Origin of the sequence: Brevundimonas sanguinis (assembly GCF_029636725.1) — a bacterium.
Lineage (GTDB): Bacteria > Pseudomonadota > Alphaproteobacteria > Caulobacterales > Caulobacteraceae > Brevundimonas > Brevundimonas sanguinis.
Window position 1 is genome coordinate 489,490 of record NZ_CP116770.1, and the last position, 25,669, is coordinate 515,158.

Genomic DNA, 25,669 nt, shown 5'->3' on the forward strand with positions numbered 1-25,669 from the left:
CTGCGCATGAAGACCCTTTCTCTGACCGCCGCCCTGATGGGCGCGACCCTGCTGGCCGCCCCGGCGCTGGCGCAACAGGCGCCTGCACAGCCTGCGACTGGCCCCGCGACTGGTTCGGGCGCAGCAGCGGCCACCCTGCCGCACGCCTTCGAGGGCGACGCCGCTCCGGCTCGCCCGCAGGCCGCTCCGGCTGCGCCGACGACGGCGATCGCGCCTGACATCGCTCGCTCAGAAGAGGCCTTGCGCGCCGTGATCGCCGCCATGCAGGCCGGTCAGATCGACTACACGGTGTTCACCCCTGACATGGCCGAACAGATTCGCGCCCAGTCGGGACAGGTCGCGCCGCTGCTCCAACAGTTCGGCCCGCTGAAGTCCATCTCGCACCTGGATCAGCAGAACGGCGCCGACGTGTTCCGCGTCATATTCGAAAAGCAGGCCACCGACTGGGTCATCGGCTTCGACGAGGAAGACCTGATCGCCGCCCTGCTGTTTCGCCCGGCTGCGGACTGATCAGTCCAGCGACGGCTTGCCGCGTCCGCTCTTGATCGAGGACCGGCTGGACTTGGCCTTCAGTCGTCGCTCTTTGGACGCCCGCGTCGGGCGGGTCGGCACGCGATAGACCGGCTTGATCGAGGCCTCGGCGACCAGGGCCTCCAGCCGCTCGATGGCGTCCGCCTTGTTGCGTTCCTGGGTGCGGAAGCGCACGGCGCTGATGACGATCACCCCGTCCAGTGTCAGGCGGCTGCCCGCCAGCTTCATCAGCCGCGCCTTCACCGGCTCAGTCAGGCTGGGCGAGTTCTTGACGTCGAACCGCATCTGCACGGCGGTGGAGACCTTGTTGACGTTCTGGCCGCCCGGACCGCCGGCGCGGAAGAAGCGGAACTCCAGCTCCTCCTCGGGAATGCGGCTCATGACGCCTCGCTTGACGCCTCTTTGCGCGCCCGCACCACGGCGGCGTCCAGCGCCTGCAGGAAGCGCGAGCGGTCGGCGGCCGAGAAGGGCGGGGGGCCGCTGGTCGGCACGCCCATGGAACGCAGGTGCTCGCCGATCATCCGCCCGGCCAGGGCCGAGCCGATGGAGTCGGTCGTGAACGGCTGGCCGTTCGACTTCAGCGCCTGGGCGCCCGACTTCAGGCAGCGGTCGGCCAGGGGAATGTCGGCGGTGATGACGATGTCGCCGCGCTTGGCGCGCTCGGCGATCCAGTCGTCGGCCACGTCCGGCCCGGCGTCGACGACCACCTGTTCGATCAGCGGCTCGCGCGGCGTGTTGATCCAGGCGTTGGACACCACGAAGACCTTCAGGCCGCAGCGGCGAGCCACGCGGTACACCTCCTCCTTTACGGGGCAGGCGTCGGCGTCGATGTAGAGTGTGGTGGCCATGGAGGGCTTATGGCCCGGCTCGGCGCGAGGGAGAAGACCGCCTGATGCTGGGTCGCGGTCAGAAGGCTCCGCCTCCTCGACCCGACGCGACTTTCTCCTCCCCATGCAATGGGGAGGTGGATCGGCGGCGCAGCCGCCGAGACGGAGGGGCCGCTTGGGTCTGCTGTCGCAAGGCCCCTCCACCGCTAGGCGGTCCCCCTCCCCACGGGTGGGGAGGAGAAAGCATGGTCAGGCTTGGCCGTCGCGCAGGCGCTTCAGGTCGGGCGCCAGGGCCTCGTCCGTCAGCATGGCGATGGCTTCCTCGACGGTGACGATGGTCTGGGCCTGGGAGCCGAAGCGGCGGATGGCGACCTTGCCTTCCTCGGCCTCCTTGCGGCCGACCACGGCGATGGCGGGCACCTTGGCGACCGAGTGTTCGCGGATCTTGTAGTTGATCTTCTCGTTGCGCAGATCGATCTCGGTGCGCAGACCCGCCGCCCGGAACTTGGCCAGAACCTCTTCGGCGTAGCCGTCGGCGTCCGAGGTGATGGTCGCCACCACGGCCTGGGTCGGCGCCAGCCACAGCGGGAAGGCCCCGGCGTAGTTCTCGATCATGATGCCGATGAAGCGCTCGAACGACCCCAGGATCGCCCGGTGCAGCATGACCGGGCGGTGCTTCTGGCCGTCCTCGGCGATGTAGGTCGCGTCCAGACGTTCCGGCAGCACATAGTCCAGCTGGATCGTGCCGCAGGTCCATTCGCGGCCGATGGCGTCCTTGACAATGAAGTCCAGCTTGGGCGCATAGAAGGCGCCGTCGCCCTCGGTGATGACCGGCTCGGACCCGGCGGCGCGGGCGGCCTCCAGCATCTGGGCCTCGGCCTTGTCCCAGAAGGCGTCGTCGCCGGCGCGCTGCTCAGGACGGGTGCCCAGGCTGATGTATTTGGTCTCCATGCCCAGGTCGGCGTGGACGCTGCGGCACAGCTTGATGAACTCGGCCGTCTCCTCGACGATCTGGTCCTCGCGGCAGAAGATGTGGGCGTCGTCCTGAGTGAAGCCGCGCACCCGCATCAGGCCGTGCAGCGAGCCCGAGGGCTCATAGCGGTGGCAGGCGCCGAACTCGGCCATGCGCAGCGGCAGTTCGCGATAGGAGCGCTGGCCCTGATCGAAGATCTGCACGTGGCCGGGGCAGTTCATCGGCTTGAGGCTGAGGGTCTCGCCCTCGACCGTCTCGCAGACGAACATATTGGGGCGATACTTGTCCCAGTGGCCCGAGGCCTCCCAGAACTTGCGGTCCAGCACCTGCGGCGTCTTGACCTCAACGTATCCCGCGGCGTCGAGACGGCGGCGCATATAGGCCTCCAGCACGCGCCACAGCACCCAGCCCTTGGGGTGCCAGAAGACCATGCCCCGACCCTCTTCCTGCATGTGGAAGAGCTCCATGGCGCGGCCCAGCTTGCGGTGGTCGCGCTTCTCGGCCTCCTCGATGCGCAGCAGATAGGCGTCCAGGTCCTCCTTGGTCGCCCAGGCCGTGCCGTAGATGCGCTGCAGCTGGGCGCGGTTGGAATCGCCGCGCCAATAGGCGCCCGCCAGCTTGGTCAGCTTGAAGGCCTTGCCCACGAACTTGGTCGTCGGGAAGTGCGGCCCCCGGCACAGGTCGGCCCATTCGCCCTGCTTGTAGACGGTGATCGTCTCGCTCTCGGGCAGGTCGCGGATCAGCTCGGCCTTGTAGGTTTCGCCGACGCCCTCGAAGTGGGCGATGGCGGTGTCGCGGTCCCAGACCTGACGCTCCAGCGGGGCGCCACGGTCGATGATCTCGGCCATCTTCTTCTCGATCTTCGGGAAGTCGTCGGTCGAGAAGGGCTCGTCGCGGGCGAAGTCGTAATAGAAGCCGTCCTCGATGGCCGGGCCGATGGTGACCTGAGTGCCGGGGAACAGCTCCTGCACCGCCTGGGCCAGAACGTGGGCGGCGTCGTGGCGGATGGTCTCCAGCGCCTCGGGATCGTCGCGCATCAGCAGGCGGAAGTCGCCGTTCCCGTCGATGACCCGGTCCAGGTCGCGCTGCTCGCCGTTCCAGACGACTAGGGCCGCCTTCTTGGCCAGCGAGGGCGAGATGGCGGCGGCCACGTCGCGGCCCGTCGAGCCGGCCGGATACTGACGCACGGCGCCGTCGGGGAATTTCAGTTCGATCATGACGGTCGTTCTTTTTCGGTCTTGGCGGGCGGAACGGGATCATAGCCCGAACCGCCGAAGGGATGGCATTTACAGAGGCGCCGCACGGTGAGCCATCCCCCCCGCACCGGACCGTGCCGGATCAGGGCGTCGCGCCCGTAATCCGAACAGGTCGGCATGAACCGGCACTGCTGGCCGATCAGGGGGGACAGCGTCAGCTTATAGCCCCGATGGGCCGCGCGGACGCTGCGTTCGTAGAGAGACATCTGTCCCTTCGCCGGGGGCTCTGTTGCGGGTTCGTCGCGCTTATCCCTCTTCACAGCAGGGGGATCAACCGACGCACCGTTCAGGCCGCGCCGGCGAGACGAGTTCGCGTATCGCTGTGGTGTTTGGCCAACGCCTGCTTGACGGCGTCCAGCGTCGCCTCCAGCGCCACCATGGTCGAGGCGTGGCGGGCGGGATAGTCGGCGACCTGTTTCAGCACGCGCAAGGCTTCGAAGCGGCCCTCGGGGCCGTCGCCGCCGGATTTCAGCATGGCGGACATGGCGTCGCGCGCGGCCTCGATCTCCTGAACCGAAGCGCCGAGGACATGTTCGCCGACCACGCCCGCCGCCGCCTGACCCAGGGCGCAGGCCTTGACCGTCTGAGCGAAGTCGCTGACGCAGCCGTCGGCGTCCAGCGTCACGTCAATGATCGCCTTCGACCCGCACAGCTTGGCGACCCGTTCGGCCGAGCCTTCGGGCGCAGGCAGGCGCCCGCTGTGCGGCAGGTTGGCCGCCAGCGACAGAATGCGCGCGCTGTAGAGGTCGTCGATCACGGGATGAAGATAGGCGTTTGGAGGCGGAAGGTGAAGAGAGGCTGCGAACGCGACGCCTCTCCCTCCCCGTCCCGGGGAGGGTGGCTGAGCCTGAAAGGCGAAGACGGGTGGGGGCGGCAAGGCTATTCAGGCGCTGAGGCCGGGATCGCGTCGAGGCCAGGATCGCCTGGCCCTCCCCACCCGATCTCCGCTTCGCTCCGACCACCCTCCCCGGGACGGGGAGGGAGAGGCGTCGAGCGCGTTCTATCCGCCTTGCAGCGACGACCATGTGCGCGCCGTTGGCGAAGTCTCCGCGCTCGCCGCCGCGCCCCCCTGCATCCGCGCGGCCAGCCAGCGCAGGTTCTGGTCCGCCGCCTCGGGCGGCAGGTCGCGGCGCAGGATGGCCTCGGCCTCGGCGGTCTTGCCCTGCAGCCCCAACGCCAGGGCCAGGTTCTGGCGCACCTGCAGGCCGGCGCCCGGCTGGGCGGCGGCGCGGCGCAACAGGATCTCGGCCGACGGCGCGTCGCCCTCGCCGATGCGGGCGATGGCGGCGTTGGTCAGGACGTCGGCGTTGTCGGGCGACAGGCGCAGGGCCTCGGCCCAGGCGGCCTTGGCGTCGTCGGGGCGGCGCACCTGCTGATAGGCCACGCCCAGCAGCGACAGCGGGCGCCAATCGCGCGGCGCGGCGGCCTTGGCCTGTTCCAGCGCGGCGATGCCGTAGAAGGCCTGGCCGCGCGCGATGTGGGCGCGCCCGACCTCCAGCATGGCCTCGACATTGCCGGGCTGGACGACCAGCACCCCTTCCGCCGTCTCGGCGGCCTGATCGAACTGACCGAGTTCGCGCAGGGCTTGGGCCAGCTTGACCCCGGCGACCGGGTCCATCGGGTTGAGCTGCTGCTCCTGGGTCCAGAACACCGAGCGGCTGAGGGCGTCGGCGCGGTCATAGCCCGCGCGCGTGGCGGCGTCGGCGGGCGCGCGGGCTGCGGGCGCAGTCTGGCTCAGGGCCGGGGCGGCGAGGGCCAGAAGCGTCAGGCTGACGGTTGCGACGAGGGCGGCGTTGCGCGACATGGAAGGGTCCGTGGCGGTTCAGCCCCTAGGGTCGCGCCGACGGGTCAAGGTTTGGTTAATCGACGTTAAGCGTCGGAAAGGTCCCCCTATGTCCCCTCAGTCCGAACTGCTGATCGCCGCCGCCGAGGCCGCGCGCCCGCTCCGCATCGTGAAGTCTGGCGCGGCGCTGGAGGGACGGATCGCCGCCTGGGCCGAGGCCAACGGCTTCACCGGCAAGTCGGGCCAGCTGCTGGTCGTCCCCGGCGCCGACGGCGCGCCGGAGCAGGCCCTGTTCGGCGCGGGCGAGACTTTCGATCCCATGACGGCGCGCGGCCTGCCGGCGCGCCTGCCTGCGGGCGACTGGCGACTGGAGGGCGTCGAGGGAGAGGCGGCGCATTCGGCGGCCCTGGCCTTCGCGCTGGGGAGTTATGTGTTCGACCGCTACAAGGCGCGGCCCGAGCGCGGCCGTGCGCGGCTGGTCGCGCCGGAGGGCCTGGACCTGACGGCGACGCTGAACATCGCCGCCGCCTGCGCCCTGACGCGCGAGATGGTCGACACCCCCGCCGCCGACATGGGGCCGCTGCAGCTTGAAACCATTGCGCGCGAGATCGCCGAGGCGGCGGGCGCGAGCCTGACCGTCACGACGGGCGACGCCCTGCTCGAAGACAACTATCCGGCCGTTCACGCCGTCGGTCGCGCCGCCGCCCCGCACCGCGCGCCGCGGGTGCTGGAGATCGGCTGGAACCTGGACCGGGCGGACCTGCCGCTGGTGGCCCTGGTCGGCAAGGGGGTGGTGTTCGACACCGGCGGCCTGGACCTCAAGCCCGCCGCCGGGATGCGCAATATGAAGAAGGACATGGGCGGCGCCGCCCACGCCCTGGCGCTGGGCCGCCTGATCATGCAGGCCGAGCTGCCGGTGCGTCTGGTGGTGCTGGTCGCGGCGGTCGAGAACGCCGTGTCGGCCGACGCCTTCCGGCCGGGCGACATCCTGAACAGCCGCAAGGGCCTGACCATCGAGATCGGCAACACCGACGCGGAAGGGCGGCTGATCCTGGCCGACGTGCTGACGCGGGCGGGCGAGCACCAGCCGGACCTGACGCTGGACTTCGCCACCCTGACCGGCGCGGCGCGCATCGCGCTCGGTCCCGAACTGCCGCCGCTCTACACCGACGACGACGCCCTGGCCGAGGGCCTGCTGAGCGCGGGCCGGGCCGTGGGCGACCCCCTGTGGCGGATGCCTTTGTGGGCGGGCTATCGCGCCTCGCTGGACAGCGAGATCGCCGACGTGCGCAACGATTCCGCCGCCTGGGCCCAGGCCGGGTCGGTGACGGCGGCCCTGTTCCTGCAGAAGTTCGCCCCGACGGCGGGAAGCTGGGCGCACATGGACGTCTTCGCCTGGAATCCGCGCGCCCGACCCGGCTGGCCCGAAGGCGGGGAGGCGCAGGCGATCCGCGCCTGCTTCCGCTACCTCAGCGACAAATTCGTCAAATAGCCAAGGCTGTTAACGCCCCCTTTGGGATCGACGCCTAGGGTCGGCGGTTCGATTTGTACGAGCCGTCGAGAGACCGCCGCTTGACCCATGTCCTGGCCCTGCTGCCGCCTGGCGCGCCCCTGATCCTGCGGGACGGGGATCGTGTCGTGCTGGCCGAACAGGCGCTGGAAGGTCTGATGCGGGCCGAGGCCTATCGCCCGACCGATCCCTCTCACTGCCGCCTGCCGGTCGCCGATATCGTCGCTGACGACGGACAACGCATCGACCAGCTGCTGTTCGGCGAGGCCTTTGACGTGTTGGAGCGTCGCGAGGACCGCGCCTGGGGCCGGGCGCGGCGGGACGGCGTGGTGGGGTGGGTGTCGCTGGCGGCTCTGGCCTCCGGCGCGCCCCCGGCGACCCGGCGCGTGGCGTCCGTTTCCGCCGCCTTGCCGCTGAACGCCCTGGTCGGCGCAGACGCGCACGGCCTGTCCGAGGCTGATCTCGAATCTGTCGGCGCCTTCGAGCGCGATCTGGTCGCTGTGGCCGAGCGGCTGCTGGGCCGACCTCACGCTCTGGGCGCGCGGTCTTCGGTGGAGACCGACTGTTCCGGGCTGGTGCAGCAGGCTCTGTTCGCCTGCGGCCTGCCCGGCCCGCGCCGTGCTTCAGAGCAGGCCGAAATCGGCCGCGCCGTGCCGCGAAACGGCGTCCGGCGCGGCGATCTGGCGATCTGGCTGTCCTCGGCCGAGGGCGACTGGACCGGCCATTCCGCGCTGATGGTTGACGCTGAGCGCATCATTCATGCGACCGGCGCGCGCGGCGGCGTGGTGATCGAGACCTTGGCCGAGGTCGAGGCGCGCCTGACCGCCGACGGCTTCGCGTCTGCGATCTTCCGTCGGGTCTGAACCCTCCACCTGATCCCTGAAACGAAGAAAGGCGACCCGAGGGCCGCCTTTCCGTCGTCTACTGTCCGTCAGCCTCAGGCTTGCGGCGCCGGGTTCGTCGCTTGAGTCGCGGGGGCGTCGGCCGGGGCCTCTGCCGGAGCCGAACCAGCTTCGGTGGCCGCGGCGCCTTCAGCGGCCGGGGCTTCGCCTTCGGCCGGGGCGGCGGCGCCCGGTTGGCGCGCGGGGTCCGGCGCCGGGATGGCGTAACCGCCCGAGCCTTGCGTGCGCAGCCAGGCGATCAGGTTGATGCGGGTCTGCTCGTCGCGAATGCCGGCGAAGGACATCTTGGTGCCCGGGACATAGCGGCCCGGCGCGTTGATGAAGTGATCCAGCTCGTCGTAGTTCCAGGTCGGAGCCTCGGCCTTGTGCTTGGCCATGGCGTCCGAATAGGCGAAGCCGGCGCGGTGCATGACCGGGCCGCCGACCAGGCCGAACAGGTTCGGGCCGATGCCGTCGGCGCCGCCCGAGTTCACGGTGTGACAGGCCTGGCAGCGCGCGAAGGCGGCTTCGCCGGCGGCCAGGTCGGCGGTCGGCAGGACCGTGCCCCAGTCGATCGGCAGGGCGGCTTCAGCCGCGCCCGCGGCCGATTCATCCGGCGCGTCGACGAAGTAGCCCATCTTTTCGGGCTGCTTGGTGTGGTAGACCATGCCCGAAACCTGCTGGACCACCAGGATCGCAAAGGCGGTACCCAAGCACGCGCCCATAATCTTGTTCCACTTCAGATCGCCGCTCATTCCGCGTCGTCGCATCCCGTCTCTAGATGAGCCCCGCGACCGCAAAGCGGCGCTTAGGCGTATTCTTGCGTGGGCGTCTCTTACACGCTAGCGCGACCTTCGCAACCGGCCCGGACGTTTCCGGGCGTTTTCAAGGCGCTTGGCGACCATGAAACCCCTGATAATGATACCCGTTCGCATGGCCGCCACCCGTTTGCCCGGCAAGCCCCTGGCTGACATCGGCGGCAAGCCCATGATCGTGCGCGCTTGGGAGCAGGCGTCGCTGTCGGGCTTCCGCGTGGCCGTGGCGGCCGGCGATCCCGAGATCGTCGCGGCGGTGCAGGGGGCGGGCGGCGAGGCGGTGCTGACCGATCCGGACCTGCCCAGCGGTTCGGACCGCATCCTGGCGGCGGCCCAGGCGGTCGACCCCGACGGCGCCCATGAGGTGGTCATTAATATTCAGGGCGACATGCCCTTCGCCTCGCCGGGGCTGGCGCAGGCCTGCGCCGAGCTGCTGGCGCGCGAATCAGCCTGCGACATCGCCACCCTGGTCGCGGCCGAGGCGGATGTTTCGGATCGAACCAATCCTGACGTGGTCAAGGCGGTCCTGGCCCTGCCGCAAGGCGCGACGACGGGCCGCGCCCTGTATTTCACCCGTTCGACCCTCTACGGCGACGGACCCGTCTGGCGCCACGTCGGCATCTACGGCTATCGCCGTCAAGCCCTGGCCCGCTTCTGCGCCGCCCCGCCCTCGCCGCTGGAGACGCGCGAGAAGCTGGAGCAGCTGCGCGCCCTTGAGATGGGGCTGCAGATCTGGGCCTCGGTAATCGACGAGGCGCCGCTGTCGGTGGACAATCCGGCGGATCTGGAGGCGGCGCGAGCGTTGGTCTGACTCTCTCCCTTCTCCCCTTGTGGGAGAAGGTGGCTCGCGCAGCGAGACGGATGAGGGGTGACTACGAGGCGGCGTGAAGATTCGGCTGCCACGTCGCCCCATCATTTTCCAAGCGCGACGCCGACACCCCTCATCCGAGCGCCTCCGGCGCCCACCTTCTCCCACAAGGGGAGAAGGGTCCTATTCCGCCGCCCAGCTTTCCAGCAGCCGCCGGGCGATGGCGTAGGGCGGCGGGGCGTGGATGGTCGGGTGGGTCTCGTCCAGGACGGCGCGGGCCTCGGCCTTGGTCAGCCAGGCGACAGCCTCCAGTTCGGTCTGGTCGGGGGCGGCCTCGTCGGTCGTGACCTCGGCGATCAGGCCGATCATCAGCTGAGCCGGGAAGGGCCAGGGCTGGCTGGAGTGGTAGCGCACGTCCAACACCGTCAGCCCGGCCTCCTCCATCACCTCGCGGGCGCAGGCCTCCTCGATCGCTTCGCCCGGCTCCATGAAACCCGCCAGCGCCGACATCCGGCCTTCGGGCCAGGCGGCCTGACGGCCCAGCAGGCACAAGGGCTCGGCGCCGCCCTTGTAGATCGGCAGCATGATGACGACGGGGTCTACGCGGGGAAAATGCTCCGTCCCGCAGGCCGGGCAGACGCGCTTCCAGCCGCCGGACGCCTGATCGGTCGCCTTGCCGCAGGCGGCGCAGAAGCCGTGGCGGCGGCGCCAGTCGAACAGGCTCTTGGCCGTGGCGGCGATGCCGGCGTCGGCCTCGGGCAGGACGAGCGCCGCCTCGCGCATCTCGACGAAGCGGCCCAGGCCCCCGGCCGGTCCGCTGGTCGGGTCGATGGATCCCTCGAACTCGGCGGCGAACACCGGCGCGCCCTTCCACAACCCCAGGAAGACGTCGCGGTCGCGCGCCAGGTCGCGCGCATGGCCCAGCGACAGCCAGACCAGCCGCTCGGCGCCGTCATGCGGTTCGATCAGCGGCCGCCCCTCCCACAGGATCATGGCCAGGGCTTCGGGATTGGCCTCCTGTTCGGCCAGCCAGGCGGCGTCGTTGCGAAGGTCGCCGGAGCGGTCGAGCGGATTGCCGGAAAAGGCGTGACGGTAGGGCATGGCGCTTCATACTCCCGACCGCCCGCGCAGGGGAGGGCTTGATTCCCGCGCCGTCCGCCGTCATATCCCCTCTCGGAGATCGCGGGCGAAGGCTTCGCCAACCTGGTCAGGGCCGGAAGGCAGCAGCCACAACGAATTCCCCTTCGGGTCGCGGTCTCCACCCTCTTCTTTTTTAGTGCGCTATCGCTCGTCGCGCGGCGGCTCGCTGCTTGAGCGCGTTTTCGCGCACCTCCCCTCGTCTAACCCGCCGTCATCCTCGGGCTTGACCCGAGGATCGAGTGAGGCGGCAGGCGGCGGCATGGAAAACCCGTCGTGCAAGCTTCACGGAACCGGGCCGCGCTTCGTTCGCTGAAACAGCTTCATCCCTCATCAGGAGCAGGCGAATGAGCATTCTCGGCAAGATCCTCGGCGGCGTCTTTAAGAAAAAGGAGGCGACGCCTGCTGCGCCCGCGCCTGAAGCGACGGCCCCGACCCTGGCGCCCGCGCCCACCGCAGCCGCCGTCGCGCCCCAGCCTGCGCCCGAGGTCGATGTCGCCGGCATCCTGGACTTCATGAACGAGCAGCGCGACCAGAAGCTGAACTGGCGCACCTCCATCGTCGACCTGATGAAGCTGGTCGGCCTGGAATCGTCGCTGGCCGAGCGTAAGGAGCTGGCCGACGAACTGGGCTACACCGGCGACAAGTCGGACAGCGCCAGCATGAACATCTGGCTGCACAAGCAGGTAATTCAGAAGATCCGCGATAACGGCGGCCAACTGCCCACCGATCTCTGAGTCCCGATTAGGCGCGAGGGGGTGCGCGACCGCATCCCTTCGCGCTAAGACAGGGCCATGAGCGACGCCGATCACAGTCTCGATGGTCCTCCGTGGGAGGAAGACGCGCCCGAAGTCGAAGAGCGCGACCCCAACACCAGCGACATGTTCGGCGCGCCGCCGCCGGCCGCCGCGCCTGAACCGGCGCCGGAGCCCGCGCCCCAGCCGGCGCCCCAGCCTGCGCCCGCTCCCGCCCCGGCGCTCGTCGAGCCGACCTCCGGCGAGGGCGAGGCCTACACCGTCCTGGCCCGCAAATACCGGCCGCGCGCGTTCGAGGATCTGATCGGGCAGGAGGCGATGGTCCGCACCCTGACCAACGCCTTCGCCACAGGCCGGATCGCCCACGCCTTCATGCTGACCGGGGTGCGGGGCGTCGGCAAGACCACGACCGCGCGCCTGCTGGCCCGCGCGCTCAACAACGAAACCGAGACCATCGACAAGCCGTCCCTGGCGCTGAGCCTCACCGGCCGGCACGACGCCGCCATCATGGCGGGCCAGCACATGGACGTGATGGAGATGGACGCCGCCTCGCACACCGGCGTCAACGACATCCGCGACATCCTCGAAAGCGTCCGCTACGCGCCGGTCGAGGCGCGCTACAAGGTCTATGTGCTGGACGAGGTCCACATGCTGTCGACGCAGGCGTTCAACGCCCTGCTGAAGACGCTGGAGGAGCCGCCGCCGCACGCCAAATTCATCTTCGCCACCACCGAGATCCGCAAGGTGCCGGTGACGATCCTCAGCCGTTGCCAGCGCTTCGACCTGCGCCGGGTCGAGCCGGAGGTTCTGGTCGGCCATCTGGGCCGCGTCGCCGAACGCGAGGGCATGAAGATCGAGCAGGAGGCCCTGGCGCTGATCTCGCGCGCCGCCGAGGGCTCGGTGCGCGACGGCCTGTCGCTGCTGGATCAGGCGCTGGTTCAGGCTGAACGCGGCGCGGTGGTCGAGACGGCCACGGTGCGCGACATGCTGGGCCTGGCCGACCGCACCCAGACCATCGCCCTGTTCGAACAGACGATGGCGGGCAAGACGGCCGAGGCGCTGACGACCTTCCGCACCCTCTACAGCTACGGCGCCGATCCGGTGCAGGTGGCCAACGACCTGCTGGAGCACTGCCACGCGGCCTCGGTCGCCAAGATGCTGGGGCCGAACGCCACCCGCCTGCCCGGCGATCAGGCCCAGAAGCTGGCCGCCCTGGGCGCGGCGATCTCGGCCGGAACCCTGTCGCGCACCTGGCAGATGCTGCTGAAGGCGCTGGACGAGGTGCGGCGCGCGCCGAACCCCGCGGATGCGGTGGAGATGGCCATCGTGCGGCTGGCCTACGCCGCCGACCTGCCGGGGCCGGAAGAGGCGCTGAAGGCCATCCAGTCGGGCGGCCTGCCCGGCGGCGGGGCCGGCCCGCGCGGCGGCGGTTCAGGCGGGGGCTCTGGCGGGGGAGGCGGCGGCGCCTCGGCCATGCTGGCGGCGCGGCCGATGGCGGCGCCCGCCCTGCCGGACCCGCAGAGCTTCGAGGCCGTGGTCGCCCTGATCGGCGAGAAGCGCGAAATCACGCTGCAGATGGACGTGGAGCGCTACGTTCGCGTCGTCAGCTTCCGTCCCGGCGCCATCACCTATGAACCGGCCGAAGGCTCGCCCCACGACCTGGCGCGGCGTCTGGCGGGTCGTCTGAAGGAATGGACCGGCCGCACCTGGCTGATCGCCGCCAACGGCCAGGGCGGCGGCGAGACCCTGATCGAGGTCGAGAAGAAGGCCCGCGCCGCCCGCCGCGCGGCGGTCGAGGCGGACCCCTTCGTGGTGTCGATCATGCAGGCCTTCCCCGGAGCCGAGATCAAGGAGATCGTCACCCTGGCCCCGGCGGTCGAGATGCCCGCCATCCCCGAGGACGGCGAGGCGGGCGACGACGACTGAGTTTCTCCTCCCCACTGCGTGGGGAGATGGATCGGACGCGGAACGGCCGAGACGGAGGGGCGTCTGGGTTTCGCCGTCGTTAAGCCCCTCCACCGCTTCGCGGTCCCCTCCCCATAAAGTGGGGAGGAGAGGGATGCCGCTTACAGAATCTGCGCGGCGTCCTCGAAGTCGAGGCGGGGCGAGCGGGGGAACAGGTTCTCGTCCGTGCCGTAGCCTAGGTTCATGATGAAATTCGGCTCGACATTGCTGTCGGCGAAGAACTCGGCCTTCACGCCCGCCGGGTCGAAGCCCGACATCGGCCCCACGTCCAGACCCAGCGCCCGCGCGGCGATGGTCAGATAGCCGCCCTGCAGCGAGGCGTTGCGGAAGGCGGCCTCGCGTCGGCCGGCCTCGTCTAGGAACCAGTCGCGCACGCCCGGGGCGTGCGGGAACAGCTTGGGCAGGGTGTCGTGGAAGTCGATGTCCTGGGCGATGATCAGGTTGACCGGCGCGGCCAGGGTCTTGGCGCGGTTGCCTTCGGCCATGTGCGGGGCCAGGCGCGCCTTGGCTTCTGGCGAGGTGACGAAGACGAAGCGGGCCGGGGTCATGTTGACCGCCGTGGGGCCGAACTTGGTCAGGTCGTAGAGCTTGCGAATCAGGTCTTCGGATACCGGCCGGTCGCTCCAGCCGTTGTGCGTGCGGGCTTCGGTGAACAGTCGGGCCAGAACGGCGTCGGAGACCGGAACGTCACGGTTGGAAAGGGCGTCAAAGGCCATTAGGGCTTCTCCAGAAACTAATTAGCAACTCCATGTGTGGCTAATTAGGGAGGGGCCGCGGACGCGTCAAGGGATCGGCCGGCGATTTCTCAGCGAATAGCCGCAAGGCGCCGCGACACGCTTTCTTCGCGGGGGTCTGGAGCCGGGCGGCGCTTGATCCTATCTAGGGGGCATGAAAGATCTCAACGCCCTGATGCAACAGGCCCAGGCGATGCAGCAGAAGCTGCAGGACGCCCAGGCGAAAATGGCCGAATCCACCGCCGAGGGCACCTCGGGCGGCGGCCTTGTCACCGTCGCCCTGAAAGGCCCCGGCGAAATCACCTCGGTGAAGATCGACGACAGCCTGATGGCCCCCGGCGAGGGCGAGATCCTGGCCGACCTGATCGTCGCCGCCCACGCCGACGCCAAGCGCAAGCTGGACGAGATCAACAACGCCCTGATGCGCGACGCCGCCGGGCCGATGGCCGGGATGAACATCCCCGGAATGCCGAAACTCTTCTGATGGCCGCTTCCGCCGGGCCGGAAATCGAACGGCTCATCAGCCTGCTGGCCAAGCTGCCGGGCATGGGCCCGCGCTCGGCCCGGCGCGCGGCGCTGGCCCTGTTGAAGCGGCGCGAGCAGTTGCTGGTCCCGCTGGCGGCGTCTCTGGCCGAGACGGCGGCCAAGGTCGTCAACTGTTCGGTCTGCGGCGCGCCCGATACGCGCGATCCCTGCTCGGTCTGCTCGGACCAGACCCGCGACAACGCCCTGATCTGCGTGGTCGAGGAGGCCGGCGCCCTGTGGGCCATGGAGCGCTCGGGCGCCTTTCGCGGCAAGTATCACGTGCTGGGCGGCCTGCTCTCCGCGCTGGACGGCGTCGGCCCCGAACAGCTGCGCATCGCCGAACTGATCGGCCGGGTCAAAGGCGGCGAAATGGGCGGCGGCGAGGCGAGGGAGGTCGTCCTGGCCCTGCCCGCCACGGTCGACGGCCAGACGACGGCCCATTACCTGGCCGAGCGCCTGTCGGCGGCGGGGGTGCAGGTCACCTCCCTGGCGCGCGGCGTGCCGGTCGGCGGCGAGCTGGACTGGCTGGACGACGGCACCATCATCCAGGCGCTGCGGGCCCGGCGGCCCGCCTGAACCGGATCCCGACGGGCGACTTTCTTCCGTTCCCGACTCCCGCTAGGAACGGAGCATGAACACGCTCGAACTCATCCTGCTGGTCGTCGCGCTGATGGCGGGCGGCGGTTTCCTGTGGGCCTACATGGGCTGGCAGAAGACGAAGGGGGCGCTCGACGCCGCCGACGCCCGGCTGGAGCTGATGGAGGAGAGCCGGGACTCCATGGCCGAGTTCCTCAAGGCTCAGGCTTCGCAGTCGGCCGAGGCCGTGGCGGCCAAGCTGGTCGCCCGCGCCACCGAGACCTTCCAGGCCCAGGACCGCGTCGCGCGCGAGCGCATGGAGGCTCAGCTCAAGCCCGTCTCGGAGACCCTCGCCAAGTTTCAGGAGCACGTCACCGCTCTGGAGAAGAGCCGCGCCGACGAGACCGGCGGGCTGAAGGAGCAGCTCAACCTGTTGATGGCCGCCTCCACCGCCACCCGCGACGAGGCGCGGCGCCTGACCGAGGCCCTGAAAGGCAACACCGGCCGGCGCGGCCGCTGGGGCGAGCAGACCTGCCGCAACGTGCTGGAAGCCGCAGGCATGGCCGGCCGCTTCGACTTCGAGGAGCAGAACTCCTCGGCCAATGACGAGGGCCGCCAGCAGCGCCCGGACTTCATCGTCAAACTGCCCGGCGGCGGCATGTTCGTCATCGACGCCAAGGTCTCCCTGGCCTTCCCTGACGAGGCGGACGGCGACGAGGAGGCCCAGGCCCGCGCCATGTCGCTGCGCACCGCCGCCAGCATGAAGACCCACGTGCGCCAGCTGTCGTCCAAGGCCTATCAGGACCAGTTCAAACCCAGCCCCGACTTCGTCGCCATGTTCGTGCCCGGCGACGCCTTCCTGGCCGCCGCCCTGGACCATGAGCCGGACCTGATGACCACGGCCATGGCCTCGCGCGTGGTCATCGTCACCCCCACCACCCTGTTCGCCTTGTGCAAGGCCGTCGCCTACGGCTGGCGCGCCGAGGAGCAGGCCCGGAACGCCGAGGACGTCGCCCGCCTGGGCAAGGAGCTCTACAAGCGCCTGTCGGTGATGGGCGGCCACGCCGCCTCGGTCGGCAAGGCGCTGGACGCGGCAGTCGGCCGCTACAACCAGTTCGTCGGCTCGCTGGAGAGCCAGGTCATGGTCTCGGCCCGCCGTTTCGAGGACCTGAAGGTCGACCACGAAGGCAAGGAACTGCCCGAACTGACCGCCGTCGAACAGTCGCCCCGCGCCCTCAGCCGGCCGGAGCTGCTGAACGCGCCGGAATGACACCGGGTGTGACAAACACGCTTGACGTGGTGCGCTGGGACTGACAAACAAACTTGTCTGTTTCTGCCTGAGAGCGCCGATGTCGTTCAAATCGTTCAAGCCGCTTGGGATTCGCGGCGCCCTGCTGGTGTTCGCCGTTTCTCTAGGCCTGGGGCTTATCGGCGGCGTCCTGGGCGTGATCCTGTCCGACCGGCCCGGCGTGGGCGGGTTCGCCATGACCGCTGTGATGCTGAGTCTGGTGATGGCGGGGGCGCTGCTGATCTGCGTCTGGTGGTGGCGTCATCTCGACGAGGCCGCGCGCGAGGCCCACAAATGGTCCTGGTTCTGGGGCGGGACCAGCGGCATGGCGGTCGGCGCCGTGCTGTTGATGGTCCTGTCGCTGCGGCGCGAAGAGGTCGTGCTGCCGCAATGGGCGGGCGAGACGCCGCCGGAACTGCTGTTGACCGGCATGATGGCCATTCTTCTGTTCCAGCTCGCCGGCTACGGCCTGGCCTGGGCCTGGTGGTGGCTGGGACGCCGATGAGGAGGACGCCGTGAAGAACCGCCTCAAGGTATTGCGCGCCGAGCGCGACTGGAGCCAGGCGCACCTGGCGCAGGAACTGGGTGTCTCGCGCCAGACGGTGAATGCGCTGGAGACCGGCCGCTACGACCCCTCCCTGCCGCTGGCCTTCAAGATCGCGCGGCTGTTTGAGATGCCCATCGAGTCCATCTTCATCGACGAAGAGGGCTGACGCGTCTCCCTTTTTTCCTGCGACTTAGGAGCCCGACCATGATCCGCCGCCTCTGGAGCCGCGCCTGCGCCTGCGCCTCTGTCTCCGTCGTCGCCCTCGGGGCCGCCCTGCTGGCGCCGAGCACGCCCGCCTTCGCCCAGGCCGCGCCCGCCGCCGTCGATCCCGCCGCGGTGGTGGCCGCTCCGGCCGGATCCGGCCCGCGCCTGTGGGTGGTGAAGGACGAGGATTCGACCCTCTATCTGTTCGGCACCGTCCATGTGCTGAAGCCCGAGACGCCTTGGGGCAGCGCCAAGCTGGACCGGGCCTTCGCCAGCGCCGATGAATACTGGTTCGAGATCGCCGATCTGAACGATGCGGCCGGCGCCGTGCCGATCATTCAGGCCAAGGGCGTGTCGCCGGACCGCCCCCTGTCCAGCCTGCTGACGGCTGAAGAACTGGCCGACCTCGACGCCGCCGCACGCCAGGTCGGCTCCACGGGGGCTTCGCTGGATCCCTTGCGGCCCTGGTTCGCGGCCCTGCAGTTGGCGATCGCCAGCATCACCAAGGCCGGCTATCTGCCGCAAAACGGCGGGGACCAGGTGCTGCACGCCCGCGCCGCCGCCGCCGGCAAGCCGATCAAGGGCTTTGAGACGATGGCGCAACAGATCGGCTTCATCGCCGACATGTCCGAAGAGGCGCAACTGGCCATGCTGCGCTCCGGCTTGAAGGAGTTCGAGCAGGCGCCCGAGTTCCTTGGCCGCATGGTCGGCGCCTGGTCGACCGGCGACGTCGACAGCCTGGACGCCCTGATCGGCCAGGAGATGAAGGCCCAGTCGCCTGAAATGTACGACGTCATGCTGACGCGCCGCAACGCCGACTGGACCCGGCAGATCCTGACCTTGCTGGAGGGCTCGGGCACGGCCTTCATCTCGGTGGGCGCGGGCCACCTGGCAGGCGCCGACAGCGTCCAGACCATGCTGGCCAAGCGGGGCGTCAAGGTCGAGGAAGTGCGCGACTAGGGCCGTCGCCAGATCTGAGAAAAATCAGGGGCCCGGTTCGCCGGGCCTTTTCTTTTGCTCCGCGCCCTATATCTTCCGCGCTCGCTTCGGCGATGCGGGTATAGTTCAGAGGTAGAACGTCAGCTTCCCAAGCTGAATGTCGCGAGTTCGATTCTCGCTACCCGCTCCAACACCTCCCAGCGCTTTCTCCAGCATGCAGAGCTTCGACGCAGCGGCAGCGCGCGCGAGTTGTTGAGCGCCTTCATTCTCCTTTAAGTTGTGTTGCGCATGATCGCTGCTCAGTCAGGAGCGCGACGATGCAGAAGGCGTGTGGTTCTGGTGTAGCGGGTAGGCGCACAGGCGCGGCGGCGATCGAGTTCGCCATCGTCGGTCCCTTCTTTCTGCTGCTGGTCGTGGGCATGATCGTTTACGGCGGCTGGCTGTGGATGGCCCATTCGGTTCAGGCGGCGGTGTCGGAAGGCGCGCGCGCGGCGGTCGCCGGGCTCGATCCCGCAGAGCGAGAGCAACTGGCCCGTGACGGCGTCGAGGGGCATCTGCGCAATCTGGGGTTGAGGGCCGCAGACGCTTCTGTAGAGACCAGCGTTGACGGTCGGTTTTTCCGCGTCGTGGTGGCCTATGACGCCGCTCATCACCCTCTGATGGCCCTGGCGCCCCTGACCGTGTCGCCGCCCAAGGTCATCCGTCGCGCCGCCGTCATTCAGATCAATGAGGTCTGATGTGAACGGGGCGGACGGTCTGCGGCGGGCGATCAGGCGTCTGGGACGCAACCGGCGCGGCGGGGTGACGATCATGTCGGCGGCCTTCGGCGCGCTGATCTGCGTCAGCGCCGCCCTGGCGGTCGATGTGGGAATGGTGGTCCTGAAGGGGCGTGAGCTGCAAGGCGCAGTCGATCTGTCGGCCTTGGCGGCCGCGGGCTCGCTTCAGCGCGCCGAAGCGGCGGCGGAGGCGACGGCGCGCGCCAATCTGGCGGATATCGCGACCTTAAGCGTGCAGACGGGCGTCTATATGCCGGACCCCAGGCTGAAGCAGTCGCAGAGGTTCGTCGCGGCCGAAGGGCAGGTCAACGCCGCGCAGGTGACGGCGACGGCGCCCGCCCCCTTGTTCTTTAGCCGCGTCGTTCTGGGGCGCGATGCGGTGTCGATCACCAAACAGGCGACGGCCGCGCGGCCCGGCGGCGCGCCGACAGCCCTGTTCTCGATCGGGTCGCGGCTGGGGTCGGTGGATGGGGGGCTGGCCAACAGCCTGTTGTCGGGCCTTCTGGGAGGCCGGGTGTCGCTGACCCTGATGGATTACAGAAGCCTGCTCGACGCCCAGGTCAGCCTGCTGCAGTTCTCGGACGCGCTGGCGGCGGATCTGGGGGTGACGGCGGGGGACTATGACGCTTTGCTGAAGCATGAGGTCGAGACCGGGCGTGTCCTGCGCGTGCTGGAGCGGATTGCAGGCGCGGGGCCCAGCAGCGCGCTGGGCAAGCTGACGAGCGCGCCCGCGGACGCCCGTTTGAAACTCGGCGATCTCATCGGCGTGGAGGCCGACGCCCGTCAGGGACTGCGTGAGCGGTTGAACGCCCAGGTGTCTGTCTTTGACCTGCTGATGGCGACCCTGCAGACGGCGAACAAGGAACGCCAGCTGGCGCTGGATGTGGGCGCGCGGCTTGGCATAGCCGACCTGGATGTCGTGCTGGCTATAGGCGAGCGACCGAACCGGTCGCCCTGGCTGACGGTGACCAGCAGGGGCGAGCCGATCATCCGCACGGTCCAGACGCGGCTTTATCTTGAGGCGACGACCGCCAAGGCCCTGTCGGATCTCACCGCGATCAAACTTCCTGTCCTGATCGAAGCGGCGAGCGCGCAGGCGCGGCTGAAGCAGATCGACTGCGCCCCAGGGCCCGGTGCAACGCTGGAGGTCAAGCCCGGCGTGGCGCGGGCGGCGATCGGCGCCGTCGACAAGACCAAACTGCGCGACTTCAAGTCGAAACTGACCGTCACGCCTGCGCCTCTGGTGTCGGTCCTGGGGCTTCTCGGCATCAAGGCGGCCAATGTGACCGGCCGGGCGGACATAGAGGCGGCCGACCCTGATTGGCGCCAGGTCCGTTTCACCGCCGTCGATATCGCCGCGGGCGAACCCAAGACGGTGGGCTCCAAACAGTTCGGCCACGGGGTGATCGCGAGCCTGCTGACCAAACTGGACCTGAAGGTCGAGTTGCTGGGAGGACTGATCAGTCTGCCGGTCAGCGAGCTGTTGGGGACCGTCCGCGGGCTGCTGACGCCGCTAGGTCCCGTTCTGGACGGGGTGGTTCAGCCCCTGCTGGAGCTTCTGGGCGTGCGTCTGGGCGAGGCGGACCTGCGGGTCCACGGCGTGCGGTGTCCGAATCAGGAAGGCGCGCCGCAACTGGTCGGTTGAGGCGCGACTGTCGCCCGGTATCAGCCTTCGGCGGGACGCAGGCCGTTGGCGGCCTGTTGCACGGCGGCGGGGCGGCGCTGGCCGCCGGCGGCGATGATGCGGTCGATGCGGGCCTTCTCGGCGCGGAAGGCGTTCAGGTCGGCGCCCGCCAGGACGGTGCCTTCCTGGGTCTTGATGCCCGAGGGATTGATCCGCTGGCCGTTGCGCCAGATTTCGTAGTGCAGGTGCGGTCCGGTCGAGGCGCCGGTCGAGCCGACATAGGCGACGACCTGGCCCTGAGTCACGCGCTGGCCCGCGCGCATGCCCGAGGCGTAGCGCGACAGGTGGCCGTAGCCGCTTTCCAGGCCGTTGGCGTGGCGGATGCGCAGCCAGTTGCCGTAGCCGCCCCAGCGGCGAGCCTCGACCACCACGCCGTCGGCGGGGGCCACGACCGGGGTGCCGGTCGATGCGGCGAAGTCCATTCCCTGGTGCATCTTGCGATATCCCGAGATCGGGTGGGTGCGGACGCCGAAGTTGGAGCTGACGCGGCGGAAGTTCTGCAGCGGCGTGCGCATCATGGCGGTGCGCGTGTTCTTGCCGGTGGCGTCGAAATACTGGGCCGTCTTCGAGCCGGCGGGCTGGAAGCGATAGAAGGCGTGGCCCTTCAGCTCGGCGTAAAGAAGCTCGCCGGTTTCGACGGTGCGGCCCGATTCGGTCACCTTGCGGTCGAAGACCAGGGTGAATTCGTCGGCGGCGCGCACGTCGCGCTGCATGTCGAACTTGTGGGCGAACAGCTGGCTGGCGCGGCGCACCACGGCCGAGGTAGCGCCCAGTTCGCGTGCGCTGGCCGACAGGGAGCGCTGAACCTTGTCGTTGGCGACGACGGTTTCCTCGGTCACCTTTTCATCCAGCGAACGCAGGCGAAGCGCGCCGTCGAAGCTGCGCGACACGGTCAGCTGGCTGGCCGGGCCGGTGCGCATGGTCAGGCCGATCAAGCGGGCGTCGCCCATGCCGCCGCGCGGCTTGGACACGGCGGTTTCAAACTTCAGGCCGGCGCGCAGGTCCTTGAGGTCAAAGGCGCTGGCGACGGTGTCGGCCACGGCGCGGGCTTCTTCGGCGCCGACGCCGGTGCGGCGCACGGCCTGTTCGAACGTCTCGCCGCGACGAATCTGTACGGGAATGGCTTCGGGGGTGGTCATGCCGGCAGGAGCGGCGGCGGCGGCGTAGGCCTGGGCCTCAAGAAATTCGATCTGTTCCGCCGTCAGAGGTGGAACCTCCTCGGCCTTCACCTGTTCAAACCCTCGACCCGCCAGCAGGGCGATGCCGACGGCGGCGCAGGTGGTCAGCAGGTGCGGCGCAAGCCGAACGGGCTGGCGGCGTGGATCGAACTGAGCCATGGGTCCCCGGCGAATCAACGACGCGTGCTGCGCCAGACCAGTCGAAATTAGGTCACGCCGGACGTCCCCGACCGACAGTGAAGCGAGCCGTATAGCCCGGCTGATCCATGATGGGAAGCGGTCAGGTTACATTCGGTTAACTTGGCGGGGGGTTGATGAAGTATTTCGACGTTCGCTGCGGTCCTGTCGTGAATCTTCGCCATTTTTAGGGTCTGATCGTCGTGTAGTGGCGACGATGACACGGTAGAGTTGTCGCAAGGCAACGACTGTCATCGTGGCGCATTTTGTGGCGTTGTCGCCTTCAACCGTTAGATGATGATCGTTCCGCGACCTTGACCGAAGACGCCGATCCTTCCTCGCCGCGCGAGCGACCTCGCAAGCCTTCCGCTGTGCGGACCCTGATGAAGGGCGTCGGGGTCGCCTTGATGGTGCTGCTCGTGCTGGCGGCGGCGCTTTATCTGAACCGCCGGGCGGCGGCGCGCGAACTGCTGGTCGGCTGGCTGGAGCGCAAGGGCGTCGACGCCGACGTCGAGGTCGAGCGGCTGGAGGTCAACGGTTTCGTCGGCAAAATCTCCATCGGCGATCCCAAGAACCCGGACTTCAAAGTCGAGCGGGTCGAGGTCGATTACGCCCTGGGCTTGCCCTGGTCGAAGGCCGGGCTTGGGGTGACGCCCAGTCGGGTGCGGCTGGTGCGGCCGATCGTCCGCGCGGCGTGGAAGGACGGCAAGCTGTCGCTGGGCAGTCTGGACCCTCTGGTCGAAGAGTTCACCGGCAAGCCGCCCAAGCCGGATTCGCGCGCGCCCCTGGTCATCGTCGAGCGCGGCCAGGCGCGTATCGACACGGAATACGGCCCGGTCAATCTGCTGGCCGACGCGCGCATCGACAACGGAAAGCTGATGCGGTTGTCGGGCCGGATGCCGGCCGCCTCGCTCAAGAGCGGCGGGATCGAGGCGCGCGGTCTGGGCGGCGTGATCGAGGCGACGACGACCGGCGACCGGCTGGCGATCCAGCTTGATCTTCAGGCCGAACGCTTTGCGGCCCAGGATCGGGCGAGCGGCGAGGGCGCGGTCCTGCATCTGAAGGGCGACCTGCCTTATCCGGACATGAAGACGCGGCGCGGCGACGGGCGCGTCGCCCTGACCGGCCGGTTCACTGCGGATGCAGCCGGCGGGGCCGGCGTCAACAGCCGCGCCGTCAACGCCGACCTGGCCTTCGATGGTCAGGTCGCGGGCTGGATCAATCGATATGATCTCAAGGGCAAGGGCCGCTTGGCGACCACGGCGGGCTCGGTTACGGCCGAGGGGCTTCAGGCGCGCGCGCTGGATCTTGGTCTGACGGACGCCGAAGTGGCGGTCGCCGGGGGCGTGGAGGCCGACAAGGCGCGCTGGTCGGTGACGACGCGCGCGCGCCTCAACGTCGGGGCGGGCCGCGCAGGCGAGACGCGGCTGGAGGGCCTGAGCCTGAGCTCGGCCAGCGTGCGCGCGGGCGGCCATGGCGACGCGCTGGAGGTGCAGGGGCCGGTGGCGCTGCAGGCGCGATCCGTGCGGGCCAAGGACTTCAGCCTGCGCGGCGCCAGCGGCGCGCTGAATCTGGACATCGTGCGCGACGCGGTGACCCGGATCGATGTTCAGGGCGCCCTGAAGGCCGATCATGCCGCCGTGACCTCGCTGGGGGCGGCGACGGCGGACGACCTGCCGGAAATGGCCGCCTTGAAGCGTGGGCTGGGCGACTTCGCCCTGAACGCTCCGCATATCCGCCTGTCCAGCGACAACGCCGGACTGGAGCTGACGCTTCCCCAGCCGATCACGGCGCGCCCGGCCAACGGCGGCGAGCTGCGGCTGGAGGCGCATCATAAGCCCCTGTTCGCCTCGGGCGAGGGCGCAAGCGGGGGCGGGGCTCTGAGCCTGACCTCCACGCGCGGCGGCGGCCTGCCCGACGCTCGCTTTGAAGGGATCGAGTGGCGTCTGACCCGCGGCGGCTTTGCGGCGCGCCTCAAGGGACGGGCCGGGCTGGACTTCGGCCCGGCGCGCGACATCGCCTTCAGCACCCAGGGCGAACTGGCTTCGTCGGGCGGGCGGCTGACCTACACCGCTCACGACTGCATCCCGCTGACGGTCGGCAAGCTGGACCTGGGCGAGAACTCGGTCGAGGCGATCTCGGGCCGGATCTGTCCTGGCGACGAGCCGCTGATCACGGCCCAGGGCGGGGCCTGGCGCGCGCGCGGCCGCCTCGCGGACGTGCAGGCCACGGCGCCGTTTCTGGAGATGCGGTTTTCGCAGGCGGAAGGCCGCCTGGCCGTCGACGGCGCCGCCAAGGGGCTGTCGATGCGGGCCGCGATCTCCAAGGCCCAGGTTTCCGACGTCGCCGACCCGGCTCGCTTCCTGCCGCTTCAGGCCAAGGGCGAGGCTCAGTTGGCCGGTGAGGTCTGGACCGCCGGTTTCGATCTCACCCGGCTGGGCCATGAGGTCGGTCGCATCGACCTGCGCCACGACGGGCGCCTTCAGGCGGGCGGGGCGGCGATTGCCGCGCCCAACCTGACCTTCACCGAGCACGGCCTACAGCCGGCCGATCTCAGCCCGTTGGTGGCGGACTATGTAAAGTCGCCGGTCGAGGGCTCGGCCGGGTTCGAGGGGCGGTTCGACTGGACTGCCGAGGGGGCGACCAGTTCCGGCGTCCTGACCGTGCCGGATCTGGATTTCACCAGCCCGGCGGGCAAGGTTCAGGGCCTGAAGGGGCGGGTGGAGTTCACCAGTCTGACGCCCCTGATCACCGCGCCCGATCAGACGCTGACCGCCGATCGGGTGCAGACGGTGACGCCGCTGACCGATTTCCAGCTGACGTTCGGCCTTGACGAAAAAGCCCTGACCATCGGCGGCGGGCGGATCCAGGCGGCGGGCGGGCGCATCAGCGTCGAGCCCCTGTCCCTGCCGCTGACGCCGGGCGAGGGCTGGGGCGGGGTGATCGTGGTCGAGGGCGTGCAGCTGAACGAGCTGCTGAAGAGCGCCAATCTTCAGGACAAGGCGGAGCTGGACGCCGTGGTGTCCGGCCGTCTGCCCTTCACCTATGACCCCAAGGCGGGCTGGCGCATCGTCGGCGGCGTGCTGAACGGGGTGCGGCCCGGCCGTCTGTCGATCCAGCCGGAGGTGTTCGACGATCTGGCCGCCGGCGGCGGGGCCAACTCGGCCGACCTGCCGCCCAACACCATGCAGGATCTGGCCTATCAGGCCATGCAGGACCTGGCGATCAGCGACCTGACGGCCGAAGTCAACAGTCTGGACGAGGGGCGCCTGGGCGTGCGCTTCCGCATCAACGGCCGCCATGATCCGCCCCAGCGCGAGCAACTGCGGCTGACCTTCATGGAGCTAATTCGCCGCGACTTCATGAACAAGAAGCTGAATCTGCCGTCCGACACGCCCATCGACCTGACGCTCGACACGACGTGGAACGCCAACCAGATCGTCTCGGATCTGCTGGAATATGCTCGGCGCGGCGAAGCGCCCGTCCTGACGACGGATGAGCAGCCTTGATCGCCGGCTTCGCTTTGTTCAGAACCCGTTCACTCGCCGCAGCGTTAGATGGCGGTGACTTCCAACGCCGCCTTCGGAGATCGGCCCCATGATCAGCAAGCGTCAGATCGTCGCCATGCTTGGCCTTAGCGCCGTCAGCCTGGCCGCATGCGCGCCTACGGTGAACATCAAGTTCAGCGAGCCGCTGCAAATCTACGCCAAGCTGGACGCCGATATCCGCATCAAGCTGGATCAGGAACTGCAGAACCTGCTCCGCGAAAACCCCAACCTGTTCTGATACGAAAGGGGGCT

Annotated in this window: 26 protein-coding genes, 1 tRNA gene and 1 other RNA gene; 18 read left to right on the top strand and 10 right to left on the bottom strand. The window is 69.3% G+C overall.

What is annotated here, in order from left to right; translation table 11 throughout:
• The first annotated feature begins 6 nt into the window (after positions 1-6).
• The gene (locus PIB44_RS02345) at positions 7-510 is read left to right on the top strand and encodes a hypothetical protein (RefSeq protein ID WP_278070281.1); all 504 of its coding nucleotides are present in this window, start codon (positions 7-9) and stop codon (positions 508-510) included.
• Here the strand turns inward: PIB44_RS02345 and arfB are convergent, their stop codons facing one another.
• From arfB to PIB44_RS02375, 6 genes are all read right to left on the bottom strand, one after another.
• Positions 511-912, bottom strand: coding sequence for an alternative ribosome rescue aminoacyl-tRNA hydrolase ArfB (gene arfB, locus PIB44_RS02350; protein WP_278070282.1), 402 nt, complete (start codon positions 910-912; stop codon positions 511-513). It lies immediately after the preceding gene.
• Positions 909-1,379, bottom strand: coding sequence for a YaiI/YqxD family protein (locus tag PIB44_RS02355; protein ID WP_278070283.1), 471 nt, complete (start codon positions 1,377-1,379; stop codon positions 909-911). Before PIB44_RS02355 ends, arfB begins: the two co-directional genes overlap by 4 nt.
• A 228-nt stretch (positions 1,380-1,607) precedes the next feature.
• Positions 1,608-3,548 carry a threonine--tRNA ligase gene (gene thrS, locus PIB44_RS02360; protein ID WP_134582210.1) on the bottom strand — a complete coding sequence of 647 codons (1,941 nt, stop codon included), beginning with the start codon at positions 3,546-3,548 and terminating at the stop codon, positions 1,608-1,610.
• Positions 3,545-3,793 (bottom strand): membrane protein insertion efficiency factor YidD, encoded by a 249-nt coding sequence (gene yidD, locus PIB44_RS02365; protein ID WP_024355105.1) that lies wholly within the window; start codon positions 3,791-3,793, stop codon positions 3,545-3,547. The genes thrS and yidD overlap by 4 nt, the downstream gene beginning before the upstream one ends.
• Before the next feature lie 80 nt (positions 3,794-3,873).
• Positions 3,874-4,344, bottom strand: a complete 471-nt coding sequence (locus tag PIB44_RS02370; RefSeq protein WP_278070284.1) for an iron-sulfur cluster assembly scaffold protein — start codon at positions 4,342-4,344, stop codon at positions 3,874-3,876.
• Positions 4,345-4,587: 243 nt separating this feature from the next.
• Entirely contained in the window at positions 4,588-5,391 is an 804-nt protein-coding gene (locus tag PIB44_RS02375) for a tetratricopeptide repeat protein (RefSeq protein ID WP_278070285.1), read from the bottom strand.
• 88 nt (positions 5,392-5,479) lie between these two features.
• Here PIB44_RS02375 and PIB44_RS02380 point away from each other — a divergent pair, with 88 nt between their 5' ends.
• Positions 5,480-6,862, top strand: coding sequence for a leucyl aminopeptidase family protein (locus PIB44_RS02380; protein ID WP_278070286.1), 1,383 nt, complete (start codon positions 5,480-5,482; stop codon positions 6,860-6,862).
• A gap of 80 nt (positions 6,863-6,942) precedes the next feature.
• Positions 6,943-7,743: a C40 family peptidase gene (locus tag PIB44_RS02385; RefSeq protein WP_278070287.1), complete on the top strand. Its 801-nt coding sequence runs from the start codon at positions 6,943-6,945 to the stop codon at positions 7,741-7,743.
• A 74-nt stretch (positions 7,744-7,817) separates the two neighbouring features.
• Here PIB44_RS02385 and PIB44_RS02390 read toward each other — a convergent pair whose 3' ends face one another.
• A complete protein-coding gene (locus tag PIB44_RS02390) occupies positions 7,818-8,516 on the bottom strand; it encodes a c-type cytochrome (RefSeq protein WP_025976118.1) in 699 nt (232 codons plus the stop codon).
• A gap of 148 nt (positions 8,517-8,664) precedes the next feature.
• Between PIB44_RS02390 and PIB44_RS02395 the strand changes: the two genes are divergently transcribed.
• Complete coding sequence (locus PIB44_RS02395) at positions 8,665-9,387, top strand: 3-deoxy-manno-octulosonate cytidylyltransferase (RefSeq protein WP_278070288.1); 723 nt, start codon at positions 8,665-8,667, stop codon at positions 9,385-9,387.
• Between the two features lie 180 nt (positions 9,388-9,567).
• Here PIB44_RS02395 and nudC read toward each other — a convergent pair whose 3' ends face one another.
• Entirely contained in the window at positions 9,568-10,485 is a 918-nt protein-coding gene (gene nudC / locus PIB44_RS02400; RefSeq protein WP_278070289.1) for an NAD(+) diphosphatase, read from the bottom strand.
• Positions 10,486-10,556: 71 nt separating this feature from the next.
• On the opposite strand from nudC, the gene ffs reads away from it, so the two are divergent.
• From ffs to PIB44_RS02415, 3 genes are all read left to right on the top strand, one after another.
• Positions 10,557-10,650, top strand: an RNA gene (gene ffs, locus PIB44_RS02405) — signal recognition particle sRNA small type.
• Positions 10,651-10,868: 218 nt separating this feature from the next.
• A complete protein-coding gene (locus PIB44_RS02410) occupies positions 10,869-11,258 on the top strand; it encodes a DUF3597 domain-containing protein (protein ID WP_025976121.1) in 390 nt (129 codons plus the stop codon).
• Between the two features lie 57 nt (positions 11,259-11,315).
• Positions 11,316-13,202: a DNA polymerase III subunit gamma/tau gene (locus PIB44_RS02415; RefSeq protein WP_278070290.1), complete on the top strand. Its 1,887-nt coding sequence runs from the start codon at positions 11,316-11,318 to the stop codon at positions 13,200-13,202.
• Between the two features lie 140 nt (positions 13,203-13,342).
• On the opposite strand, the gene PIB44_RS02420 is transcribed toward PIB44_RS02415, so the two are convergent.
• Positions 13,343-13,957 carry a malonic semialdehyde reductase gene (locus tag PIB44_RS02420; protein ID WP_278070291.1) on the bottom strand — a complete coding sequence of 205 codons (615 nt, stop codon included), beginning with the start codon at positions 13,955-13,957 and terminating at the stop codon, positions 13,343-13,345.
• Positions 13,958-14,129: 172 nt separating this feature from the next.
• On the opposite strand from PIB44_RS02420, the gene PIB44_RS02425 reads away from it, so the two are divergent.
• The 9 genes from PIB44_RS02425 to PIB44_RS02465 all read left to right on the top strand — a co-directional run bounded on the left by PIB44_RS02425 (position 14,130) and on the right by PIB44_RS02465 (position 20,475).
• Positions 14,130-14,459, top strand: a complete 330-nt coding sequence (locus PIB44_RS02425; RefSeq protein WP_025976124.1) for a YbaB/EbfC family nucleoid-associated protein — start codon at positions 14,130-14,132, stop codon at positions 14,457-14,459.
• On the top strand, positions 14,459-15,076 hold the full coding sequence (recR, locus tag PIB44_RS02430; protein WP_134582220.1) for a recombination mediator RecR: 618 nt from the start codon (positions 14,459-14,461) through the stop codon (positions 15,074-15,076). The genes PIB44_RS02425 and recR overlap by 1 nt, the downstream gene beginning before the upstream one ends.
• A 55-nt stretch (positions 15,077-15,131) precedes the next feature.
• The gene (locus PIB44_RS02435; RefSeq protein WP_025976126.1) at positions 15,132-16,346 is read left to right on the top strand and encodes a DNA recombination protein RmuC; all 1,215 of its coding nucleotides are present in this window, start codon (positions 15,132-15,134) and stop codon (positions 16,344-16,346) included.
• A 79-nt stretch (positions 16,347-16,425) separates the two neighbouring features.
• The gene (locus PIB44_RS02440) at positions 16,426-16,869 is read left to right on the top strand and encodes a hypothetical protein (protein WP_278070292.1); all 444 of its coding nucleotides are present in this window, start codon (positions 16,426-16,428) and stop codon (positions 16,867-16,869) included.
• 10 nt (positions 16,870-16,879) lie between these two features.
• Positions 16,880-17,077: a helix-turn-helix transcriptional regulator gene (locus PIB44_RS02445; RefSeq protein WP_025976128.1), complete on the top strand. Its 198-nt coding sequence runs from the start codon at positions 16,880-16,882 to the stop codon at positions 17,075-17,077.
• A 38-nt stretch (positions 17,078-17,115) separates the two neighbouring features.
• Positions 17,116-18,075, top strand: a complete 960-nt coding sequence (locus PIB44_RS02450) for a TraB/GumN family protein (protein WP_278070293.1) — start codon at positions 17,116-17,118, stop codon at positions 18,073-18,075.
• A 94-nt stretch (positions 18,076-18,169) separates the two neighbouring features.
• Positions 18,170-18,244: transfer RNA gene (locus PIB44_RS02455), tRNA-Gly, on the top strand.
• 127 nt (positions 18,245-18,371) lie between these two features.
• Entirely contained in the window at positions 18,372-18,791 is a 420-nt protein-coding gene (locus PIB44_RS02460; RefSeq protein ID WP_025976130.1) for a TadE/TadG family type IV pilus assembly protein, read from the top strand.
• Position 18,792: 1 nt separating this feature from the next.
• Positions 18,793-20,475 (top strand): TadG family pilus assembly protein, encoded by a 1,683-nt coding sequence (locus PIB44_RS02465; RefSeq protein ID WP_278070294.1) that lies wholly within the window; start codon positions 18,793-18,795, stop codon positions 20,473-20,475.
• 20 nt (positions 20,476-20,495) lie between these two features.
• Here PIB44_RS02465 and PIB44_RS02470 read toward each other — a convergent pair whose 3' ends face one another.
• Positions 20,496-21,851, bottom strand: coding sequence for a M23 family metallopeptidase (locus PIB44_RS02470; RefSeq protein ID WP_025976132.1), 1,356 nt, complete (start codon positions 21,849-21,851; stop codon positions 20,496-20,498).
• Between the two features lie 332 nt (positions 21,852-22,183).
• Between PIB44_RS02470 and PIB44_RS02475 the strand changes: the two genes are divergently transcribed.
• Together PIB44_RS02475 and PIB44_RS02480 are read left to right on the top strand one after the other, a co-directional pair.
• Positions 22,184-25,378, top strand: a complete 3,195-nt coding sequence (locus tag PIB44_RS02475) for an intermembrane phospholipid transport protein YdbH family protein (RefSeq protein WP_278070295.1) — start codon at positions 22,184-22,186, stop codon at positions 25,376-25,378.
• An 88-nt stretch (positions 25,379-25,466) separates the two neighbouring features.
• Positions 25,467-25,655, top strand: a complete 189-nt coding sequence (locus PIB44_RS02480; RefSeq protein WP_025976134.1) for a YnbE family lipoprotein — start codon at positions 25,467-25,469, stop codon at positions 25,653-25,655.
• The last annotated feature ends 14 nt before the right edge of the window (positions 25,656-25,669 follow it).

Bases quoted from the DNA above. Each gene is read 5' to 3' on its own strand.
- PIB44_RS02345 (WP_278070281.1), top strand. From the start codon at position 7: ATGAAGACCCTTTCTCTGACCGCCGCCCTGATGGGCGCGACCCTGCTG.
- arfB (WP_278070282.1), bottom strand. From the start codon at position 912: ATGAGCCGCATTCCCGAGGAGGAGCTGGAGTTCCGCTTCTTCCGCGCC.
- PIB44_RS02355 (WP_278070283.1), bottom strand. From the start codon at position 1,379: ATGGCCACCACACTCTACATCGACGCCGACGCCTGCCCCGTAAAGGAG.
- thrS (WP_134582210.1), bottom strand. From the start codon at position 3,548: ATGATCGAACTGAAATTCCCCGACGGCGCCGTGCGTCAGTATCCGGCC.
- yidD (WP_024355105.1), bottom strand. From the start codon at position 3,793: ATGTCTCTCTACGAACGCAGCGTCCGCGCGGCCCATCGGGGCTATAAG.
- PIB44_RS02375 (WP_278070285.1), bottom strand. From the start codon at position 5,391: ATGTCGCGCAACGCCGCCCTCGTCGCAACCGTCAGCCTGACGCTTCTG.
- PIB44_RS02380 (WP_278070286.1), top strand. From the start codon at position 5,480: ATGTCCCCTCAGTCCGAACTGCTGATCGCCGCCGCCGAGGCCGCGCGC.
- PIB44_RS02390 (WP_025976118.1), bottom strand. From the start codon at position 8,516: ATGAGCGGCGATCTGAAGTGGAACAAGATTATGGGCGCGTGCTTGGGT.
- PIB44_RS02395 (WP_278070288.1), top strand. From the start codon at position 8,665: ATGAAACCCCTGATAATGATACCCGTTCGCATGGCCGCCACCCGTTTG.
- nudC (WP_278070289.1), bottom strand. From the start codon at position 10,485: ATGCCCTACCGTCACGCCTTTTCCGGCAATCCGCTCGACCGCTCCGGC.
- PIB44_RS02410 (WP_025976121.1), top strand. From the start codon at position 10,869: ATGAGCATTCTCGGCAAGATCCTCGGCGGCGTCTTTAAGAAAAAGGAG.
- PIB44_RS02415 (WP_278070290.1), top strand. From the start codon at position 11,316: ATGAGCGACGCCGATCACAGTCTCGATGGTCCTCCGTGGGAGGAAGAC.
- PIB44_RS02420 (WP_278070291.1), bottom strand. From the start codon at position 13,957: ATGGCCTTTGACGCCCTTTCCAACCGTGACGTTCCGGTCTCCGACGCC.
- PIB44_RS02425 (WP_025976124.1), top strand. From the start codon at position 14,130: ATGAAAGATCTCAACGCCCTGATGCAACAGGCCCAGGCGATGCAGCAG.
- recR (WP_134582220.1), top strand. From the start codon at position 14,459: ATGGCCGCTTCCGCCGGGCCGGAAATCGAACGGCTCATCAGCCTGCTG.
- PIB44_RS02435 (WP_025976126.1), top strand. From the start codon at position 15,132: ATGAACACGCTCGAACTCATCCTGCTGGTCGTCGCGCTGATGGCGGGC.
- PIB44_RS02440 (WP_278070292.1), top strand. From the start codon at position 16,426: ATGTCGTTCAAATCGTTCAAGCCGCTTGGGATTCGCGGCGCCCTGCTG.
- PIB44_RS02450 (WP_278070293.1), top strand. From the start codon at position 17,116: ATGATCCGCCGCCTCTGGAGCCGCGCCTGCGCCTGCGCCTCTGTCTCC.
- PIB44_RS02460 (WP_025976130.1), top strand. From the start codon at position 18,372: ATGCAGAAGGCGTGTGGTTCTGGTGTAGCGGGTAGGCGCACAGGCGCG.
- PIB44_RS02470 (WP_025976132.1), bottom strand. From the start codon at position 21,851: ATGGCTCAGTTCGATCCACGCCGCCAGCCCGTTCGGCTTGCGCCGCAC.
- PIB44_RS02480 (WP_025976134.1), top strand. From the start codon at position 25,467: ATGATCAGCAAGCGTCAGATCGTCGCCATGCTTGGCCTTAGCGCCGTC.